Source organism: Cupriavidus phytohabitans, from assembly GCF_017815025.1.
GTDB lineage: Bacteria > Pseudomonadota > Gammaproteobacteria > Burkholderiales > Burkholderiaceae > Cupriavidus.
Genome location: NZ_JAGIQB010000017.1, coordinates 65,762 through 83,533, shown reverse-complemented (window position 1 = coordinate 83,533; position 17,772 = coordinate 65,762). Strand labels below are relative to the sequence as shown.

The 17,772-nt window shown below is 68.0% G+C and carries 17 protein-coding genes; 14 read left to right on the top strand and 3 right to left on the bottom strand.

The genetic code is table 11. From position 1 onward, the window contains the following. Window positions 1–26: 26 nt before the first annotated feature. Window positions 27–1,511, bottom strand: coding sequence for an MFS transporter (locus J8I34_RS14140; protein WP_209806316.1), 1,485 nt, complete (start codon window positions 1,509–1,511; stop codon window positions 27–29). A gap of 1,045 nt (window positions 1,512–2,556) precedes the next feature. Between J8I34_RS14140 and J8I34_RS14135 the strand changes: the two genes are divergently transcribed. The 8 genes from J8I34_RS14135 to J8I34_RS14100 all read left to right on the top strand — a co-directional run bounded on the left by J8I34_RS14135 (window position 2,557) and on the right by J8I34_RS14100 (window position 8,810). Beyond that, entirely contained in the window at window positions 2,557–2,874 is a 318-nt protein-coding gene (locus tag J8I34_RS14135; RefSeq protein ID WP_209806298.1) for an RNA chaperone Hfq, read from the top strand. Between the two features lie 225 nt (window positions 2,875–3,099). Further along, window positions 3,100–4,389: a FliC/FljB family flagellin gene (locus tag J8I34_RS14130; protein ID WP_209806297.1), complete on the top strand. Its 1,290-nt coding sequence runs from the start codon at window positions 3,100–3,102 to the stop codon at window positions 4,387–4,389. Window positions 4,390–4,549: 160 nt separating this feature from the next. Then, complete coding sequence (locus tag J8I34_RS14125; protein WP_029045284.1) at window positions 4,550–4,912, top strand: flagellar protein FlaG; 363 nt, start codon at window positions 4,550–4,552, stop codon at window positions 4,910–4,912. A 33-nt stretch (window positions 4,913–4,945) separates the two neighbouring features. Then, window positions 4,946–6,352, top strand: a complete 1,407-nt coding sequence (gene fliD, locus J8I34_RS14120; RefSeq protein WP_209806296.1) for a flagellar filament capping protein FliD — start codon at window positions 4,946–4,948, stop codon at window positions 6,350–6,352. An 18-nt stretch (window positions 6,353–6,370) separates the two neighbouring features. Beyond that, the gene (gene fliS / locus J8I34_RS14115) at window positions 6,371–6,778 is read left to right on the top strand and encodes a flagellar export chaperone FliS (protein ID WP_209806295.1); all 408 of its coding nucleotides are present in this window, start codon (window positions 6,371–6,373) and stop codon (window positions 6,776–6,778) included. Window position 6,779: 1 nt separating this feature from the next. Next, entirely contained in the window at window positions 6,780–7,112 is a 333-nt protein-coding gene (locus J8I34_RS14110; protein WP_209806294.1) for a flagellar protein FliT, read from the top strand. A gap of 106 nt (window positions 7,113–7,218) precedes the next feature. Further along, window positions 7,219–8,526 (top strand): flagellar hook-length control protein FliK, encoded by a 1,308-nt coding sequence (fliK, locus tag J8I34_RS14105; protein WP_209806293.1) that lies wholly within the window; start codon window positions 7,219–7,221, stop codon window positions 8,524–8,526. After that, on the top strand, window positions 8,523–8,810 hold the full coding sequence (locus tag J8I34_RS14100) for an EscU/YscU/HrcU family type III secretion system export apparatus switch protein (RefSeq protein WP_029045279.1): 288 nt from the start codon (window positions 8,523–8,525) through the stop codon (window positions 8,808–8,810). The genes fliK and J8I34_RS14100 overlap by 4 nt, the downstream gene beginning before the upstream one ends. Before the next feature lie 313 nt (window positions 8,811–9,123). On the opposite strand, the gene fliE is transcribed toward J8I34_RS14100, so the two are convergent. Further along, window positions 9,124–9,447: a flagellar hook-basal body complex protein FliE gene (gene fliE, locus J8I34_RS14095; RefSeq protein ID WP_029045278.1), complete on the bottom strand. Its 324-nt coding sequence runs from the start codon at window positions 9,445–9,447 to the stop codon at window positions 9,124–9,126. 423 nt (window positions 9,448–9,870) lie between these two features. On the opposite strand from fliE, the gene fliF reads away from it, so the two are divergent. The 6 genes from fliF to J8I34_RS14065 are packed head-to-tail and all read left to right on the top strand — an operon-like array spanning window position 9,871 to window position 16,828. Further along, entirely contained in the window at window positions 9,871–11,598 is a 1,728-nt protein-coding gene (fliF, locus tag J8I34_RS14090) for a flagellar basal-body MS-ring/collar protein FliF (RefSeq protein ID WP_209806315.1), read from the top strand. Beyond that, on the top strand, window positions 11,585–12,607 hold the full coding sequence (fliG, locus tag J8I34_RS14085) for a flagellar motor switch protein FliG (protein ID WP_029045276.1): 1,023 nt from the start codon (window positions 11,585–11,587) through the stop codon (window positions 12,605–12,607). Before fliF ends, fliG begins: the two co-directional genes overlap by 14 nt. After that, entirely contained in the window at window positions 12,594–13,418 is an 825-nt protein-coding gene (gene fliH / locus J8I34_RS14080; RefSeq protein ID WP_209806292.1) for a flagellar assembly protein FliH, read from the top strand. Before fliG ends, fliH begins: the two co-directional genes overlap by 14 nt. Continuing rightward, complete coding sequence (fliI, locus tag J8I34_RS14075) at window positions 13,411–14,919, top strand: flagellar protein export ATPase FliI (RefSeq protein ID WP_209806291.1); 1,509 nt, start codon at window positions 13,411–13,413, stop codon at window positions 14,917–14,919. Before fliH ends, fliI begins: the two co-directional genes overlap by 8 nt. After that, window positions 14,897–15,349 (top strand): flagellar export protein FliJ, encoded by a 453-nt coding sequence (fliJ, locus tag J8I34_RS14070; protein WP_209770976.1) that lies wholly within the window; start codon window positions 14,897–14,899, stop codon window positions 15,347–15,349. The genes fliI and fliJ overlap by 23 nt, the downstream gene beginning before the upstream one ends. Window positions 15,350–15,385: 36 nt before the next feature. After that, window positions 15,386–16,828 (top strand): flagellar hook-length control protein FliK, encoded by a 1,443-nt coding sequence (locus tag J8I34_RS14065; protein ID WP_209806290.1) that lies wholly within the window; start codon window positions 15,386–15,388, stop codon window positions 16,826–16,828. A gap of 139 nt (window positions 16,829–16,967) precedes the next feature. Here the strand turns inward: J8I34_RS14065 and J8I34_RS14060 are convergent, their stop codons facing one another. Continuing rightward, window positions 16,968–17,768: a GntR family transcriptional regulator gene (locus J8I34_RS14060; RefSeq protein ID WP_245175930.1), complete on the bottom strand. Its 801-nt coding sequence runs from the start codon at window positions 17,766–17,768 to the stop codon at window positions 16,968–16,970. Window positions 17,769–17,772: the final 4 nt, after the last annotated feature.

The window sequence follows — 17,772 nt, the reverse complement described above, 5'->3', positions numbered from 1 at the left end:
ACATCCCGGGGCAGCCTTCAGTACATTTACTCCGCAGCCACCGGCGCGCTGCCGGCGCTGCCGCGCAGCACCTTCTCCGGCAGCCGCGCCACCAGGAACGGCGCCAGCAGCGACACCCCCGCGCTCATCAGGAACAGCAGCCGGAAGGCATGCTCGGCACCGTGGCGCACCGCCGCGGCATCGCCGCCAGCCTGCGTGTCCGCCATCACGCGCCCGAACAACTGCATCAGCACGTCTTCGCCGCCGCCCAGGTCGCTGACCGCCACGCCGCCGTGCCGCAGCAACGCGATCAGCACCGTGGTCAGCACCGCCACGCCGACCGCGCCGCCAAGCATGCGCGAGAACGCCGTCAGCGCGGTGGCGATCCCGACGTGCTGCAGCGGCACGGCGTTCTGCGTCGCCACCAGCCCGCTGGGCAGCTGCAGGCCGATCGCAAGCCCGAGCACCACCATCACCAGCGCGCACAGCCACGCCGCGCGCGGATCGACAAACGCCAGTGCCACGATCGCCAGCGGCGCCACCAGCGCGCCGGCCATCTGCAGCGGCTTGTAGCGGCCGCTCCACGACATCAGCCGGCCCGCCGCAAACGCGCCGAAGGGGATCGCCAGCGTCAGCGGCACCAGCCGCAACGCCGCCGCATCGGCCTGCGCGCCGGCCACTACCTGGAAGCGCAGCGGCAGCAGCACCGACATGGCGATCAGCTGGAAGAAGCACAGGAACAGCGTGATGCAGCAGATCGCCACGGTGGGCACGCGCAGCATCGCCAGCGGAATGACGGGATCGGCCGCGCGACGCTCCTGCCAGATGAAGAGCCCCAGGCAAGCGAGGCCGGCCAGCAGCAGCGCCAGCGTATCGGGCCGCGACGGCGGCTGGCCCTGGCCCAGCCGCGTCAGGAACACCAGCACGCCGCTCAGCCCCGCGCCGAACAGCAGCGCGCCCAGGTAATCGATGCGATGGCGGCGCCCGCCCGCGGGCAGGTGGCGCAGCGCGCGCCGCACGGTCACCAGCGCCAGCAGCGCCAGCGGCAGGTTGATCCAGAAGATCCAGCGCCACGAGAGAAAGTGCGCCAGGTAGCCGCCAATCACCGGGCCAGCCATGCTGGCCACCGCCCACACGCCGCTGACATAACCCTGGTAGCGGCCGCGCTCGCGCAGCGGCACCACGTCGGCAATGGTCGCCTGCGACACCGACAGCAGCCCGCCGCCGCCCAGGCCTTGCAGGATGCGCGCAAGGATCAGCTGCGGCATCGTCTGCGCCAGCGCGCAGGCGGCGGAAGCCAGCAGGAACAGCACGATGGCGAAGGACAGCACGGAGCGCCGGCCGAGCAGGTCGGACAGCTTGCCGTAGATCGGCGTGGTGACGGTCGATGCCACCAGGTAGGCGGAAATCACCCACGCCATGTTGTCGAAGCCGTTGAGCTGCAGCGCGATCTCGGGCAGCACCACGGCGACGATCGATTGCTCCAGCGCGCCCAGCAGCATCGCCAGCATCAGCCCGAAGATCACCTGCATGACCGGCACCGGGGGCATTGGCGCGCCGGTGTCGTGCCGGGCAGGAGCGACGCAGGCAGCGGAAGGGGGAGCGGCCTCGTGCGAGGGCGGCTGGGAGGAGACGGCGGTCATGTGCACCTGCGAACGGCAGGATCGCGGCAAGCCGTGCTGCGTCGCCGCGCGGTGACCGGTCCTGCTCTTGTTGCGGAGTCAAGGAGAGCGCCCATTGTAGGCGCTTCCCGCCGCTGGGTGCTTGGCAGCCCCAGCCGCGCTATCGGCGGCCAGCGAACAGCTCTTGAAGGGAAATGAGAATTAGAGGCAAAAACCCCCGCAGTTCGGTGGATTGCCTGTCCGAAAGTTGGCTTTTAATCACGCTGGGCATCCCGAACGGTCGGATTACTCACGACCACAGCGCCACAGAGCGCGACCCAAACGACGTAGGCACCAAAAAAAGAAGCCCACGCGCGGGGTGCTCGTAGGCTTTCCAGGACTGCTCGAGCTCAACACAAGCTCTTGCCACGAATATAAACGCGCTTACATGAGGTGTAAATCCCGCTTCTATCAGGGGAATCCCTTATGTGCTTTGCGGCAATTCGGACACTTTTAATGATTTTGGCCCTGAGATCCCTTCAGGCCAAATTTCGGCTTTTCCTTCAGGTTTTTTCTGCAGGCTCGATCACATCAGGCTGGTGACCGCGGCGGGTGAACATCATTGCGCACTCGCACAAAGTTGCTACAATAGCACAGCCCCCGAGCGCAACAAATTTTATAGAGCAAACACTCTAGGCCCAGCGCGGCACTCCGCCCGTCAACCCTTGTAAAACTTTGTTACTCTCGGCGCTGAAGTATCCCCCTTCTCTTCTGGCAGCGCCCCTCGCCGGCGTGCGCGCGACGCCCCGGGCCCCGCACACGAGACCCGCACGCACCGCGGCGCCGACGTCCCGACCCGAGGCCGGTTCCGAGAGCGGATCTTTCCCCTGCCGCCCTGGCCGCGTCGCCCACCCGGCCGCCGGCCAACGGACCGTCATCAGCCGCCAGAACCCTTGCGGGCTCTTCCGGAGTCGTTGTGAAGAAGAAGGAAATCCGGCCCAAGCGCGCCAGCCGAAAAGAGCTGCAATACCAGCACCTCGCCTCCCATTCGGCCGACCGCGCGCCGGTGGTCGTCTATTTGTCCAACGGCACGCGTCTGCAGGGGATCGTGCTGGCGACGGACAGCTATATGGTGCTGCTCGGGCGGTGGCAGGACGATCCGCAGCCCACCATCGTCTACAAGCAGGCGATTTGCCTGGTGACGCCGCTGGACACGCCGGTGCTGGGGATCGATCCGGCGATCACGGCGGAATTCGTGCCTATCTATATACCGCGGACGCGCAAGCGGCGCTGAAGCCGGCATCGCAACGCCGCACTCCCAGGGCCTGTTGGCAGGCCCGCGCACACCCGTGCGCTCCCGGGCGATACCCCCCGAAACTCTTGCAGAGATCACTCTAAACCTTTGCCGGGGGCGGTCGATAACCCTTGCAACGGAGGCACTCTACGCCCTGCAAAGCAGGCAGCCAACGTTACGGCTAGCAGCCGGAATGCCAAAAAACTTTGCAAATAGGAGTCGTAAATGGCGCAAGTCATTAACACCAATTCGTTGTCTCTGATGACTCAGAACAACATGAACGCTTCGCAAGCGTCGCTGAACACGGCGATCCAGCGTCTGTCGTCGGGCCTGCGCATCAACAGCGCCAAGGACGACGCAGCTGGCCAGGCGATTGCGAACCGTTTCACCGCAAACATCAAGGGCCTGACGCAAGCCCAGCGCAATGCCAACGACGGCATCTCGCTGGCGCAGACGACCGAAGGCGCGCTGACTGAAGTCAACAACAACCTGCAGCGTATCCGTGAACTGAGCGTGCAGGCCGCCAACGGCTCGAACTCGGCTTCGGACCTGAAGTCGATCCAGGACGAAATCTCGCAGCGCCTGTCGGAAATCGACCGCACCTCGCAACAAACCGATTTCAACGGCGTGAAGGTGCTGTCCTCCAGCGCCAAGCCGCTGACGGTCCAGGTCGGCGCCAATGACGGTGAGACCATCACCATCGACCTGAAGCAGATCGACTCGTCGACGCTGGGCCTGAAGGGCTTCAGCCTGAGCAGCAATGCCCTGAATGTCAGCGAAGCCATCACCCAGACCAACACCGACGGTACGCCGGAAGCTGTGGATCTTTCGGCCGCGGCCACCTCGCTGGGCGTTTCGGCCAGCAGCCTGAGCCTGCACAACGTGAAAGACGCGAACGGCGCTGCCACCGCCACGTTCGTGGTGAAGTCGGGCGATGACTACTACGCAGCATCGGTTGACGATGCTACCGGCAACGTGACGCTGAACGTCGCTGACCTGGAGTTCACCGACCCGAGCAACGGCGTGACGACCGCCACCGCGCTGGCCAACCAGCTGGTCAAGGTCGGCGCCGACAGCGCCGGCGCTGTGACCGCCTACGCCACTGTGCAAGGCCGCAACTTCGCCATCGGCGCCGGCGCGCTGGCCAATGGTGGCGCCGCGACGACCGACTTCGACTACACCGGCACCGACATCGTGCTGAGCGGCGCCGGCGCCACGGCTGAATTCGCCGGTGCTTCCACTGTCGACCCGCTGAAGAAGCTCGACGCAGCCCTGAAGATCGTCGACGACCTGCGCAGCTCACTGGGTGCGGTGCAGAACCGCTTTGACTCCACGATCTCGAACCTGGGCACCACGATCACCAACCTGTCGTCCTCGCGCTCGCGCATCCAGGACGCCGACTACGCCACGGAAGTGTCGAACATGACCCGCGCGCAGATCCTGCAGCAGGCTGGTACCTCGGTGCTGTCGCAAGCCAACCAGACCACGCAGAACGTGCTGTCGCTGCTGCGTTAATCGCATCCGCGCAAGGCACGAAAGGCTGGGCCGCAAGGCCCGGCCTTTTTGCGCGAGAAGCCGAGGAGCTTTTTGCAGGCAGGCAGACTGCGTGCAAAGCGTTTCTCCCCTTAGTAAATCACTCAACCAATCAACCGGACCGCCCCGGACGGCGCAGAAGATGGCCCATCCACCGACAGTGAACTCGATAGCCCTGCGGCTGCCCGTCGACAGCCTTGCCGCCGGCGCTGCGACGACGACAGGCACGGCAGCGCCCAGGTGGCACGAAGTCGCAGGCATGGCCGACATGGTCACTGCCGGCGAGCCCGAAGCCAGCGCCGCCATCGGCGAGCTGGTCGACGCGCTCAGGACGACATCCATCGGCCTGCGCTTCGAGATCGACGAGACGACCCACCGCATCATCACCAAGGTCGTCGACAAGGGAACCGGCGAGTTGATCCGGCAGATGCCGACGGAAGCGGTGCTGCGCATCGCGCACGCCATCGACAAGCTGCAGGGGCTGTTCGTCAGCCAGGCAGCCTGAGACCCGATCACCAGTTGAAGACGAGACAAGAACATGGCCACGATCTCCTCCATCGGCATCGGCTCCAACCTGGATCTGAGCTCCCTGCTGGACCAGCTCAAGACGGCGGAACAAGCACCGCTTACCGCGATCAACAACCAGGCCAAAAGCTACCAGACCAAGCTGTCGGCCTTCAGCCAGCTGCAGAGCGTGCTGTCGGCCTACCAGGCCGCGGCCAAGAAGCTGTCCAACGCCGACACGTTCGGCGCGGTCAAGGCCACCGTCGGCTCCACCGATGTGATGACGGTGACCACTGCCGCCAATGCCGTACCGGGCAACTACAGCATCACCGTCAACACGCTGGCCACCGCGCAGTCCCTGGTAAGCGGCAATATCGCGGACCAGAAGGCGGCGATCGGCGGGGGCGAGATCACCTTCGACTTTGGCGAAGCGCTGGCTACCGGCGGCGCCGCCACCAGCACCAAGAAGGTCACGATCCCGGCCAACGCATCGCTCGAAGGCGTGCGCGATGCCATCAACAAGGCCGGCATCGGCGTGACCGCGAGCATCGTCAACGATGGCAGCGCCACGCCTTATCGCCTGGTGCTGACTTCCGACAAGACCGGCACGCAAGCCACGATGCGCGTGTCGTCGGCCGATGCCGCGTTGAACAACCTGGTCGCCTTTGACCCGGCCGCCGCGCCTGCCGCGAACAAGATGGAGCAGAAGGTCCCGCCGGCCAATGCCACGCTGAAGATCAATGGCATCGACGTGGTCAGCCAAAGCAACTCGGTGGTGGACGCGGCGCAGGGCGTGACCATGAACCTGAACAAGACCGGCACCACGTCGCTGGTGGTGACGCGCGACAACGACGCGATCAAGTCGTCGGTCCAGGCCTTCGTCACCGCGTACAACAATATCCAGAGCACGGCAAAGTCCCTGACGGCCTTCGACACCGACGCCGGCACTTCGGCGGCGCTGACCGGCGACAGCACGCTGCGGTCGATCCAGTCGCGCCTGCGCGGCATGCTCGGCGGCGCGATGGACAACGGCAATGGCGGCACGATGACGCTGATCGACGTCGGCATCTCGTTCAACAAGGACGGCACGATGGCGCTGGACGACTCCAAGCTGACCAAGGCCCTGAACAATGACCTTGCCGGTGTCACGGCGATGTTTTCCAGCACCACCGGCAGCGGCGGCATCGGCAAGCAGGTCACCGACTACGTCGACGGCCTGACCAAGACCGATGGCGCACTGAAATCGGCCCAGGACGGCATCACCAAGACGCTGAAGGACCTGGAAGACGACTATGACCGCGTCGAAGAGCGCGTCAATGCAACCATCGACCGCTACAAGGCCCAGTTCACGCAACTGGACCTGGTCGTGGCGCAGATGAATCGCACCAGCAGCTACCTGACGCAGCAGTTCAACGCGCTGACCAACAGCAGTTCCAAGTAACCTACGGGGATAACGCACATGTTCGCCCGCCAAGCCGCAAACGCCTACGCCCAGGTCGGTGTCCACACCGGTGCCATGAGCGCAAGCCCGCACAAGCTGATCGCCATGCTATATGACGGCGCCCGCGCCGCCATCGCGCGGGCCAAGTTCCACCTGGAAAGCGGTAACATCGCCGAACGCGGCAACGCCATCTCCAAGGCCATCGACATCATCGACAACGGCCTGCGCGCCGTACTCGACCACAACGCCGGCGGCGAAATCTCCGCCAACCTCGAGGCCCTGTACGAATACATGGTCCGCCGCCTGATGCTGGCCAACCTGCGCAGCAACGCAGCCTTGCTGGCCGAGGTCGATACGCTGCTGGAAAGCCTGGCTTCGGCGTGGGCGCAGATCGATGAGCCGCACGCCGCCTTACAGGACAACTGAAATGGCACCCTTCTCCCCCATCGTCACCTGCTACGAAGCCATCCTGGCCCTGTCGTCCCGCATGTACGACGCCGCCCAGGCGGGCGACTGGGACACCGTCGCCGAGTTGCAGCGCAGCTACCTGGAACAGGTCGAGCACCTGCGCCAGCTCGACCACGAAACCCCGTTCTCCGATGCCGAGCGCATGCGCCGCTACCAGCTGCTGGACCGCATCCTCACGTACGATGCCCGCATCCGCGACCTGGCCGTGCCGCAGCTGAAGAAGCTCGGCGACATGCTGACCAGTTCGCGCCGCCAGGTGGAGCTTGCGTCGGCGTACGGCGCAATGGCCTGAGCGGCACGCAGACAGATACCGCGCCGGCACCGGCGCGCCTTCCTCGCCTGACCACACACGCGTACGCGGCCCCGCTCCGCGCCGCCTTTCCCCTCCTTCCTGAAAAATGACCGGCATCCTCCTGCCGCCAGGCCTGGCACCCGGTCAGGCCCCGGACCCGCAATCGCTGCGCACGGCGATCGCCGTCGACAAACTGGCGGCACTGCAGCCCGTGCCCGAGGCCACGGCATCGAATGTCCAGAATTCCACCGGCCAGGCCATCCGCCACAGCCAGCAGGCCGCCGGCGTCAATGGCATGCCGGCGCAGGCCGCGCTGCTGCCGGGCACCTCCACGCGTGAATCGCTGAGCGCGACCGCGCGCGCGATCCTGGCGGTGATGGAGAGCGCCGGGCCGCAGCCGGTCAAGCCGGGCACGCCGTTGTTGCCCGCACCGCCGGCAGCCGGGTCGATGCAGGCCGCCGCAGCGGCGCTGGCGAATGCGGTGGGACAAAGCGGGCTGTTCTATGAATCGCACCTGGCGCAGTGGGTGAGCGGTGCGCGCCCTCTGTCGACCATACTGCAGGAGCCGCAGGCCGGCGTGCCGCGTCCGGCATCGCAAGCGGCACCTGGACAACCATCCGCCGCGCAGCCGCAGGCTTCCGCCTCCGCCATGTTGACCTACACGGGGCCGGCCGGCGGTGACGTGCCTCGCATCAGCACACCACCCCTGCTGCCGGCCTCGCAGATCCTGGCCGAAGCGCTGGCCTCGCCGCGCAATCCGCGCGTGGCGCACAGCCACGCGCCTTCCGAGCAGGGAGTGCGCCAGGGGACCGGCTCCGCTGCCGTGTATAGCCGCGATGCCGACACGCCGCCGCCACGCCCGTCCACCGGCATGCTGGCGACGCAGGCCTACCAGGCCACCGCGGATGCTACGCGCCCGGCGCCTGCCGAGCCGATGGCGGCCCATGCGGCGCGCACCGGCGAAACCGATAGCATCGCCAGCGAAGCCGCCCGGCAGCCGGCGCCAGCCGGACCGGCGATCCATCCTGCGACCGAGGGCGTGGTTCGCCAGCAGCTCGAACTGCTCGCCACGCAACAGTTCCGCTTTGCGGGCGAAGCATGGCCTGGCGCAGCCATGGAGTGGGACATCCAGCGTGCGGATCCCGAAGCGAATGGCCAAGGGCCTGACGACACAAGGCGGCCGTGGTCGAGCCGGATCCGGCTGCAGTTGCCCAGCCTTGGCACCGTGGAAGCCCTGCTGACGCTGGGCCCGTCCGGACTGGAAGCGCGTGTCGCCACTGGCGAGACCGATATCGCCGCGCGCCTGATCGCGGCGCGGCCGCTGCTGCGCAGCCGGCTGGAAGCACAAGGAATCCCCCTGCAGCGGCTCAATATCCAGACCCAGGACGACCTCGCTGCCGGAGCCGCGTCATGAGCGAAAGCGCGGCAGACCGCGGCGCGGCCATCGCACTCAGCTACCAGCACAACAACCAGGCCCCGCGCGTGGTTGCCAAGGGCTATGGCGTGGTGGCCGAGGCCATCATCGCGCGAGCCAGGGAAGCTGGCGTCTATATCCACGACTCGCCCACGCTGGTCAACCTGCTGATGCAGGTGGACCTGGACAGCCAGATCCCGCCACAGCTGTACGTGGCGGTGGCGGAGCTGCTGGCGTGGATCTACCACCTGGAATCAGGGATGGATGTAGCGGCTGAAAGGTGAGCCGGCGCAGGCCATCGGTGCGCGCCAGGTTTGCTCCCCTCTCCCGCCTGCGGGAGAGGGGCCGGGGGTGAGGGCAGGCGCTGGCATACCGACGCGCCTTACTTCGTTGAAACTCCGGCCCTCACCCCCACCCCTCTCCCACTTCGCGGGAGAGGGGAGCGATCGCCAGCGCTGGCGGCTTGCGTTCACGCTTCGGTTCATAAGCGCCGCACGAACGTCGCGCACGCTGCAGGTTTGTGAAAAGCAAAAAGGCCGCTGCCGCGCGCGCAGCGAGGAGCCCTTTTACTTGCAAGCGGCACCACCGCCGCCCCACTCAGATCGGCATGCTCATCATCTCCTGATACGCCTGCACCAGCCGGTTCCTCACCTGCACCCCGGTCTGGAACGAGATATTCGCCTTCTGCAGGTCGATCATCACATCATTGAGCGCCACCCCTGGCTTGCCCAGTTCGAAGGCCTCGGCCTGGCCATAGGCGCGCTCCTGCGCCGCATTGATCTTGCCCAGCGAGCGTTGCAGCTCGCTGGCGAAGCCGCCGCCGGCAACCGTTGCCGACTGGGTGGCGCTGTTGCCCGAGGCAACCTGTGACAGGCCGCGCAGTTGCTGCAGCATGCCCTCGATGGAAGAGATGGTGGTCATGGCGTCGTCATGGGCCGGCCGGTGGCCGGGTCAGTCGATGGCGCGTCTCGTCGATCACATCCATGCAGGCAGGCCGGACGGGTCGCACCGATTTTCAGCGGTTTGCAGAGTACCCGCCGCCACGCACCCGCCATGACCCGAAATCGGGCGGAAAACCGGGTCTGTTTGCGGGATTGTCCCACTCAAGTCTGGCCGATCATTGCCACCGTGCCGGACAAGCGCGGGCAGCCGCCCAGCGTCGCTTGCCGGAACTTGCCTGACAACCATCGATCCGGGAGTACGCGTGTTTTCTCTGCAGCGTAATGTGAGCCGCACCGTCAGCCGCGCCATGAGCCGTGCCGACGACCATGGCCGCCATCACCGACCGGGCCGTCGCGGGCATCGCGGCGCCGGCGCAGGAGCACGCGCGTGACCGCGGTTGCCATGCCGGGACGCCCGGCCGAGGTGATCGAGCGCCTGAAGGCCAATCCCAAGCTGCCGCTGATGCTCGGCGGCGCGGCGCTTGCCGCCGCCATTGCGGTGGGCGTGCTGTGGTCGCGCGCGCCGGACTACAAGGTGCTGTACAGCAACCTGTCCGAGCGCGACGGCGGCGCGGTGCTGCAGTCGCTGCAGCAGATGAACGTGCCGTACAAGTTCGCCGAAGGCGGCGGCGCGGTGATGGTGCCGGCCGAGAAAGTCCATGAAACCCGGCTGCGGCTGGCCTCGCAGGGCCTGCCCAAGAGCGGCACCGCGGGCATGGAACTGATGGACAACCAGAAGTTCGGCATCAGCCAGTTTGCCGAACAGGTCAATTACCAGCGCGGGCTGGAAGGCGAGCTGGCGCGCTCGATCGAATCGATCGCGGCGGTGCAGTCGGCCCGCGTGCACCTGGCGATCCCCAAGCCGACGCTGTTCGTGCGCGAACGCCAGAAGCCGACCGCCTCGATCGTGCTGCAGCTGTACGCGGGGCGCGCCATCGACGAAGGCCAGGTCGCGGCGATCAGCCACCTGGTCTCGTCGAGCGTGCCGGAGCTGACGCCCAAGTCGATCTCGATCGTCGACCAGCACGGCAACCTGCTGTCGAACTCCGGCAACGAGCGCATGCTCGACGCCACCCAGCTCAAGTACGTGCAGGCGCTGGAGCAGAACTACCTGAAGCGCATCGAGGCGATCCTGACGCCGATCGTCGGCAAGGACAACGTGCGTGCGCAGGTAACGGCCGACGTGGACTTCTCCATCGTCGAGCATACTGACGAGAGCTACAAACCCAACCAGGATCCCACCCGCTCGGCCATCCGCAGCCAGCAGGTCAGCGAGTCGAGCCAGCAGGGCGCGACGCCGCCGGGCGGCGTGCCCGGTGCGCTGTCCAACCAGCCGCCGGCTGCTGCGGTCGCGCCGGTGACCACGCCGCAGACGCCGCGCGCGGGCCAGGCGCCTGGACAAGCCGGCGCACCCGCTGCCGGCCAACCGGGGCAAGCCGGCCAGCAAGGGCAAGCCGCGCAAGGCGCGCAAGGCGCGCAGGCCGGCAGCGCCAATGGCCAGGCCGGCCCCAGCGGCCCGAGCAGCAACCGCCGCGACTCCACCGTCAACTACGAGCTGGACCGCACCGTGCGCCACGTGCAGCAGGCACCGGGCGGCGTGCGCCGGCTGTCGGTGGCGGTGGTGGTGAACTACCGCCAGGTGGCCGATGCCAAGGGCAAGATGGTGGCGCAGCCGCTGCCGCCGGCGCTGCTGGCGCAGATCCAGAACCTGACCCGGGAGGCGATGGGCTTCTCGTCCGACCGCGGCGACTCGATCAACGTGGTCAACAGCCCGTTCACCGTGGACCGCGAGGTCACGCCGGAAGTCCCGCTGTGGAAGCAACCTGAAATGATCGACCTGGGCAAGACCGGCGCGGGCTACCTGCTGCTGGCACTGCTGGCGCTGTTCGCGTGGTTCAAGGTGGCGCGCCCGATCCTGCGCCGCTACACCACGCCCCCGCTGCCGGCACCGGAAGCCAGGGACGAGACCGAGGCCGTGCTGCTGCCGCCGGAAGAACCCGCCAATCCGGAAGTCCTGCGGCTTGCCGCCAAGTATGAAAGCGATCTCGCGCTGGTGCGCGACGCCGCACAGCGCGACCCGCGCCTGGTCGCCAGCGTGATCAAGAACTGGATTGCCAATGACAACCGCTAAGGCCATCTCCAAGGAAGTCTCCGCCAGCGGCCTGCAGAAGAGCGCCGTCCTGATGATGGCGATTGGCGAGGATGCCGCGGCCGAGGTGTTCAAGCACCTGTCGCAGCGCGAGGTGCAGGAACTGGGCGCTGCCATGGCCTCGCTCAGTTCGGTCACGCGCGAGGAAATGGCCGGCGTGCTGGGCGAGTTCCGCGCCGAGACCGAGCAGTACCTGGCACTGAACGTCGATTCCAGCGCCTTTATCCGCAGCGTGCTGAACAAGGCGCTGGGCGAGGAACGCGCGCAGTCGGTGATCGAGGACATCCTGGAATCGCGCGACCCGGGCAGCGGCATCGACTCGCTCAACTGGATGGACGCGACCTCGATCGCCGAGCTGATCCGCGACGAGCACCCGCAGATCATCGCCACCATCCTGATCCACCTGGACCGCCAGAAGTCGTCGGAGGTGCTGGGCCTGTTCACCGACCGCCTGCGCAACGACGTGATCCTGCGGATCGCCACCTTCGGTGGCGTGCAGCCGGGCGCGCTGCAGGAACTGACCGACGTGCTGACCAAGCTGCTGGCGGGCCAGAGCCTGAAGCGCAGCCGCATGGGCGGCGTGCGCACCGCGGCGGAAATCATCAACCTGATGAGCACCGCGCACGAAGAGGCGGTCATCGACGGCGTGCGCCTGCACGACGGCGACCTGGCGCAGAAGATCATCGACGAGATGTTCCTGTTCGAGAACCTGCTGGAGGTCGACGACCGCGGCATCCAGCGCGTGCTCAAGGAAATCGCCACCGAGTCGCTCATCGTCGCGCTCAAGGGCGCGCCGTCGGAACTGCGCGACAAATTCATCCGCAACATGTCCACCCGCGCCGGCGAAATGCTGCGCGAGGACCTGGATGCGCTCGGCCCGGTGCGCGTGTCGCAGGTCGAAGCCGAGCAGAAGGCCATCCTGCAGGTGGTGAGACGCCTGGCGGATGCGGGCGAAGTCCAGATCGGCGGAGGCGACGATGCCTATGTCTGATGCATTACCCGAGCGCGGCCTGAACACACAGAACGCGCCGAACGCACTGACCGCACGCCGCGCGGTGCGGGACGATCCGCCTGACAGCGCGTCCGGCGGCGGCTTCGCGCCGTTCGAGCCGCCGCGGCGGGCGCGCGGCGGTGGCGCCGGCTGGCAGCGCTGGCAGATGGGCTCGCTCGACCCGCGCGATACCGCGCCCGAGGCGCCGGCCAGCCTCTTGCCGGCCGAGGCCGCGCCGCCGCCGATCGATTTTGCGGCGCTGGATGCGATGCGCGAGGGCGCGCGCAAGGAAGGCTATGCGCAGGGCTACACGCAGGGGCAGACCCAGGGCTATGGCGACGGCCACCGCGAAGGCTATTCGCGCGGGCTGGAAGCGGCGCGCAACGAGGCCGCGCAGCTGCAGGCGCTGGCCACGAATTTCCGGGGCGCGCTGGCGAGCGTCGACGACCAGGTCGCGCGCGCGCTGGTGACGCTGGCGCTGGACGTGGCGCGCCAGCTGGTGCGCACCACGGTTGCCGCGGATCCCTCGGTGCTGCTGCCCGCCGTGCGCGAGCTGCTGGCCAGCGAGCCCGCGCTGCAGGGCTCGCCCAGCGTGCTGCTGCATCCTGACGACGTGGCGCTGGTCGAGACGCACCTGCGAGGCGAACTCGAAGCCGCGGGATGGGCCGTACGCCAGGATCCGACGGTGGCGCGCGGCGGCTGCATCGCCAGCGCCGCCAGCGGCGAGCGCGACGCCACGCTGGCCACGCGCTGGACGCGCGTGGTCAAGGCGCTGGGCCGCGACGATCCGTGGGAGCCGCCGCATGACTGAGGCCGTCGCTCAAGGTGTCGCGCCATCCGTCGCACCATCTGTCGCACCAGCTGCGCCGGTTGGCGCAGCGGGCCAGCATACGCAACGCTGGATCGGCGCGCTCGAAACGGCATCAGCCGGTATTGCCGGACTCGACAGCAAACGCAGCTGCGGCCGCCTGACGCGCGCCGCGGGCCTCGTGCTCGAGGCCGTGGGCCTGCGCCTGCCGGTAGGCAGCGATTGCCTGATCGAGCTGCCCGCCGGGCAGTTCAGCGCCGACAGCAACGCACCCCGCACCGCCGAAGCGGAAGTGGTGGGCTTCGGTGCCGACCGCCTTTACCTGATGCCGCAATCCGACGTGGTAGGCCTGCTGCCGGGCGCGCGCGTCTATCCGCTGGAGCCGTCGCCGCAGCCGGCTGGCGCCACCGCACCGCGCGAGCCGGGCTCCAAGCGGCTGCCGGTCGGCGCGGGCCTTCTCGGCCGCGTGCTCGATGCCGCGGGCCGTCCGCTCGATGGCCTCGGCCCGCTGACCGCGGCAATGGAGGTGCCGCTGGGCGGCGAGCAGATCAACCCGCTGATGCGGGCTCCCATCGAAACCGTGCTCGATACCGGCGTGCGCGCCATCAACGGCATGCTGACGGTGGGGCGCGGCCAGCGCATGGGCCTGTTCGCAGGTTCGGGCGTGGGCAAGAGCGTGCTGCTCGGCATGATGGCGCGCTACACCAGCGCCGACGTGATCGTGGTCGGCCTGATCGGCGAGCGCGGCCGCGAGGTGAAAGAGTTCATCGAGAACATCCTGGGGCCTGAGGGCCGCCGTCGCTCCGTGGTGGTGGCGGCGCCCGCCGATTGCTCGCCGCTGCTGCGCATGCAGGGCGCCGCCTATGCGACCCGGCTGGCGGAGTATTTCCGCGACCAGGGCCAGCATGTGCTGCTGATCATGGATTCGCTGACGCGCTACGCCATGGCGCAGCGCGAGATCGCGCTGGCGATCGGCGAACCGCCCGCGACCAAGGGCTATCCGCCGTCAGTCTTCGCCAAGCTGCCGACGCTGGTCGAGCGCACCGGCAACGGCCCCGAGGGCGGCGGCTCGATCACCGCGTTCTACACCGTGCTGACCGAGGGCGACGACCAGCAGGACCCGATCGCCGATTCGGCGCGCGCGATCCTGGACGGCCATATCGTGCTGTCGCGCAGCCTGGCCGAGTCGGGGCACTACCCCGCCATCGATGTCGAGGCTTCCATCAGCCGCGCCATGACCGCGCTGATTTCGCATGAGCAGTTCGCCTCGGTGCGCCGCTTCAAGCAGTTGATGTCGCGCTACCAGCGCAACCGCGACCTGATCAGCGTGGGCGCCTACGTGCCCGGCAACGATCCCGAGCTGGATCTCGCGATCCGCCTGCATCCGCGCATGGAAGCCTTCCTGCAGCAGGACATCCACCAGCGCGCCGGCTACGACGACGCCATCTCCCAGCTGCACAGCCTCTTCGACAGGAGTGAACATGGCCAAGCCTTCACCGCTTAATACCCTGGCGGACCTCGCCCAGAACGATACCGACGCCGCCGCGCGCGAACTCGGCCGGCTGCAGGGCTTGCGCACGCAGGCGGAGCAGCAGCTGAACCAGCTGACGCAATACCGCCACGAGTACCGCGGCCGCATGCAGGCCGTGGCGGCGGAGGGCATGACATCGAGCCGCTGGCAGGATTTCTCGCGCTTCCTCGACTCGCTCGACCAGGCCATCCGCCAGCAGACCGCGGCGCTGGCCAAGGCCGAAGCCGACCTGCTGGCCGGGCGCAACCGCTGGCAGCACCAGAAGCGCCGCCTGAATTCCTTCGACACGCTGATCGCGCGTGCCGAGGCCAGGGAAGACCAGATCGCGGCGCGCCGCGAGCAGCGCGCCAATGACGAATACGCGGCCCGGCTGGCACGCACCGCCGCCAGCCGGCTCGGCTAAGCCCGGACCGCAACCGGAAATCCGCAGCAGGAAGACATGATCGATATCAGCCAGATTGTCAGCAACACGGCCAATGCCGCCAGGGCGGCTGCCGGTGCAGCTGAAAGCGCCAGGCGAGCCGCCGGCGGCACCAACGGCTTCGGCGACGCAATGACGCGCGCCCGCGAAAGCGGCCCCCAGCAAGCTCCGGCAACCAAGGCCAGGGATGCAGGCGCCGGGCAGGACAAGTCCGCGAGCGACAAGCAGGCTGCGCCGGAGCCGTCGCGCGCCGACACCGGCAAGCCGCAGGCGCCGGAGGGCAAGCCAGCCACCGCCGACAAGGCGAAGGAAGACGACGACAGCACTAGTACCACCGGATCCGCCGATGCCGCCGCAGCAGCGGCAGCCGCGGCGCTGGCGTTGCTGCTGCCGGCAACGAGCCCGGCCACGGCAGCAGCGACCGGTGCTGCCGCCGCAGCGGTCGGTTCGGCCGCCGACGCAGGCAGCAGCGCTGCCCTGCACTCCGCGCTGGCGGGCGCCGCGCAACCGGCAGCTGCCGACACAGCCGACGTTGCCAGCACCCCGGCACCGGCGCAGCGGGGCGACGCCGCATTACCCGGCATGCTGCAGGTCGCGGTTGCCGAGGCCGGGCCGGCCCAGCCCTCAGTCGCCGACACGCTCGCAACCATTGCCTCCCAACGCGCCGCGATGCAGGGCAGCACGCCGGCCGCCACCGACGCCAGGCCGGCCGCGGCCCTCGCGCAATCCGCGCCGTCTACTGGCATGCCGGCGCAGCAAGACAGCGCCGGCCAGCAGCCTGACAGCGGCATCGGCCAGCATCGCACCGATCCGCTTGCCGCCGCCAATGGCACCGGCGAAGCGCGCCCGGGGCCTGCATCGTTCGCCGCCGCGCAGGCTGCCGCGCGCGCCAGCGAGGCCAGCACCGCCACGATCAGCGCAGACGACTCGCCGGCCCTGGCCGCCACACTCGCCAGCCAGCACTCGGCCCAGGCCCCGGCGGCTGCCGCGGCCGCAGCCGCTCGCCCGGTGGTCGCCCCCGCGCTGTACGACAGCCAGTGGCCGCAGGCCCTCGGCCAGCAGATGATCCGCCTCAGCACGCAAGGCTCGCAAAGCGCCGAGCTGCAACTGAACCCGCCCGACCTCGGCCCGCTGAAGGTCGTGCTCAACGTGGTCAACGACCAGGCCCAGGCCCAGTTCGTCTCGCCGCACCAGGCGGTCCGCGCCGCGGTGGAGGCGGCGCTGCCGCACCTGCGCACCGCGCTGTCCGAGAACGGCATCCAGCTGGGCCAGACTTCCATCGGTGCGGACGGCTTTGCCGGCCAGGCCGGCAATGGGCAGCAACAGCAACAGGCGCCCGGCAACGGGCGCGGGCAACCGGCCTTCGGTACGGGCACGCTGGCTGAGACCGCCGCACCGGAGGAACCGGTGGTACGGTCTGCGCGAATGCTGGTGCGCGGCGAGGTCGATACGTTCGCCTGACGCCCAGGAGAGGCGCCGGGAAATCGGCGCTTCCATGACACAAAGGCCGCCTTTTCAGGCGGCCTATGCGTTGATGCTGCAGGAAACCGGAATTTTACGGTCTACATACGAAGAGCTTTGCCAGAAGCGCCCCCTTTCGTTATATCGTCTCAACTCCCGCCAGCAGCACGAGATCGGCAATCGCCTTCCCGCCTGCGGAGACATGCATGCGCATCGCCTCCCCCGCAGCGTCCGGATTGCCACCCAGCACGGCCTCCACGACCTGTCCATGCTCGCGGTGCGAGCTCGGCACCCGCGCATCGTTGATCAGACCCTTCTGCTGCCAGTAGATCGCGAGCCGGCGCCGAAGCTGCACGATCTGCTCCCTCAGAAACGGGTTGGCCGCGGCCTGGTACAGCACCTCGTGGAGCCGGCGGTTGGCCTCGATATAGCCGGACGTATCGCCTTCCTCCACGAACCGGCCCGCGGCTGCGTGCGCCTGCGCGAGGACTTTCTTTCCCGCCTCGGTGATCCGCTGCGTGGCAAGCCTCGCCACCACGCCCTCCATTTCCGCCAGCGTTTCAAACATGGCGACCAGTTCGGCCGCGTTCGGCTTGTACACGAACATGCCGGCGCGCGGAACGATGGTGACGAGACCCTGTGCCGCGAGCATCAGCAAGGCTTCGCGTACCGGCGTGCGGGAACTCTCGAATGTATCGGCCAGGGCCTTTTCGTCGATCTGGGCGCCCGGGCGCAAGGCGCCGGACTGGATATCGGAAACGACACGTTCCCGGATTTGATCCTGGAAATCGGGATCGGCGACGGCAAGTCGCTGCAGGTGGCGGGCAATCCGGTCAAGTTCGGAAGCACTGAAGCGCTGTCGGGGGTCCGCAAACCTCCTGTGCTGGATCAGGACCGTGAGAGGCTGCTGGCCGAGTTCGGCGGCTGATAGCAAACGCAAACGG

What these genes read in the sequence shown, in the direction of transcription:
- fliH (WP_209806292.1), top strand. Translation starts at nt 12,594, where the DNA reads ATGCCTATGTCTGATGCATTACCCGAGCGCGGCCTGAACACACAGAAC.
- J8I34_RS14125 (WP_029045284.1), top strand. Translation starts at nt 4,550, where the DNA reads ATGGCCCATCCACCGACAGTGAACTCGATAGCCCTGCGGCTGCCCGTC.
- fliG (WP_029045276.1), top strand. Translation starts at nt 11,585, where the DNA reads ATGACAACCGCTAAGGCCATCTCCAAGGAAGTCTCCGCCAGCGGCCTG.
- J8I34_RS14110 (WP_209806294.1), top strand. Translation starts at nt 6,780, where the DNA reads ATGGCACCCTTCTCCCCCATCGTCACCTGCTACGAAGCCATCCTGGCC.
- fliK (WP_209806293.1), top strand. Translation starts at nt 7,219, where the DNA reads ATGACCGGCATCCTCCTGCCGCCAGGCCTGGCACCCGGTCAGGCCCCG.
- fliJ (WP_209770976.1), top strand. Translation starts at nt 14,897, where the DNA reads ATGGCCAAGCCTTCACCGCTTAATACCCTGGCGGACCTCGCCCAGAAC.
- fliE (WP_029045278.1), bottom strand. Translation starts at nt 9,447, where the DNA reads ATGACCACCATCTCTTCCATCGAGGGCATGCTGCAGCAACTGCGCGGC.
- J8I34_RS14100 (WP_029045279.1), top strand. Translation starts at nt 8,523, where the DNA reads ATGAGCGAAAGCGCGGCAGACCGCGGCGCGGCCATCGCACTCAGCTAC.
- fliD (WP_209806296.1), top strand. Translation starts at nt 4,946, where the DNA reads ATGGCCACGATCTCCTCCATCGGCATCGGCTCCAACCTGGATCTGAGC.
- fliS (WP_209806295.1), top strand. Translation starts at nt 6,371, where the DNA reads ATGTTCGCCCGCCAAGCCGCAAACGCCTACGCCCAGGTCGGTGTCCAC.
- fliI (WP_209806291.1), top strand. Translation starts at nt 13,411, where the DNA reads ATGACTGAGGCCGTCGCTCAAGGTGTCGCGCCATCCGTCGCACCATCT.
- J8I34_RS14140 (WP_209806316.1), bottom strand. Translation starts at nt 1,511, where the DNA reads ATGCAGGTGATCTTCGGGCTGATGCTGGCGATGCTGCTGGGCGCGCTG.
- fliF (WP_209806315.1), top strand. Translation starts at nt 9,871, where the DNA reads ATGCCGGGACGCCCGGCCGAGGTGATCGAGCGCCTGAAGGCCAATCCC.
- J8I34_RS14130 (WP_209806297.1), top strand. Translation starts at nt 3,100, where the DNA reads ATGGCGCAAGTCATTAACACCAATTCGTTGTCTCTGATGACTCAGAAC.
- J8I34_RS14065 (WP_209806290.1), top strand. Translation starts at nt 15,386, where the DNA reads ATGATCGATATCAGCCAGATTGTCAGCAACACGGCCAATGCCGCCAGG.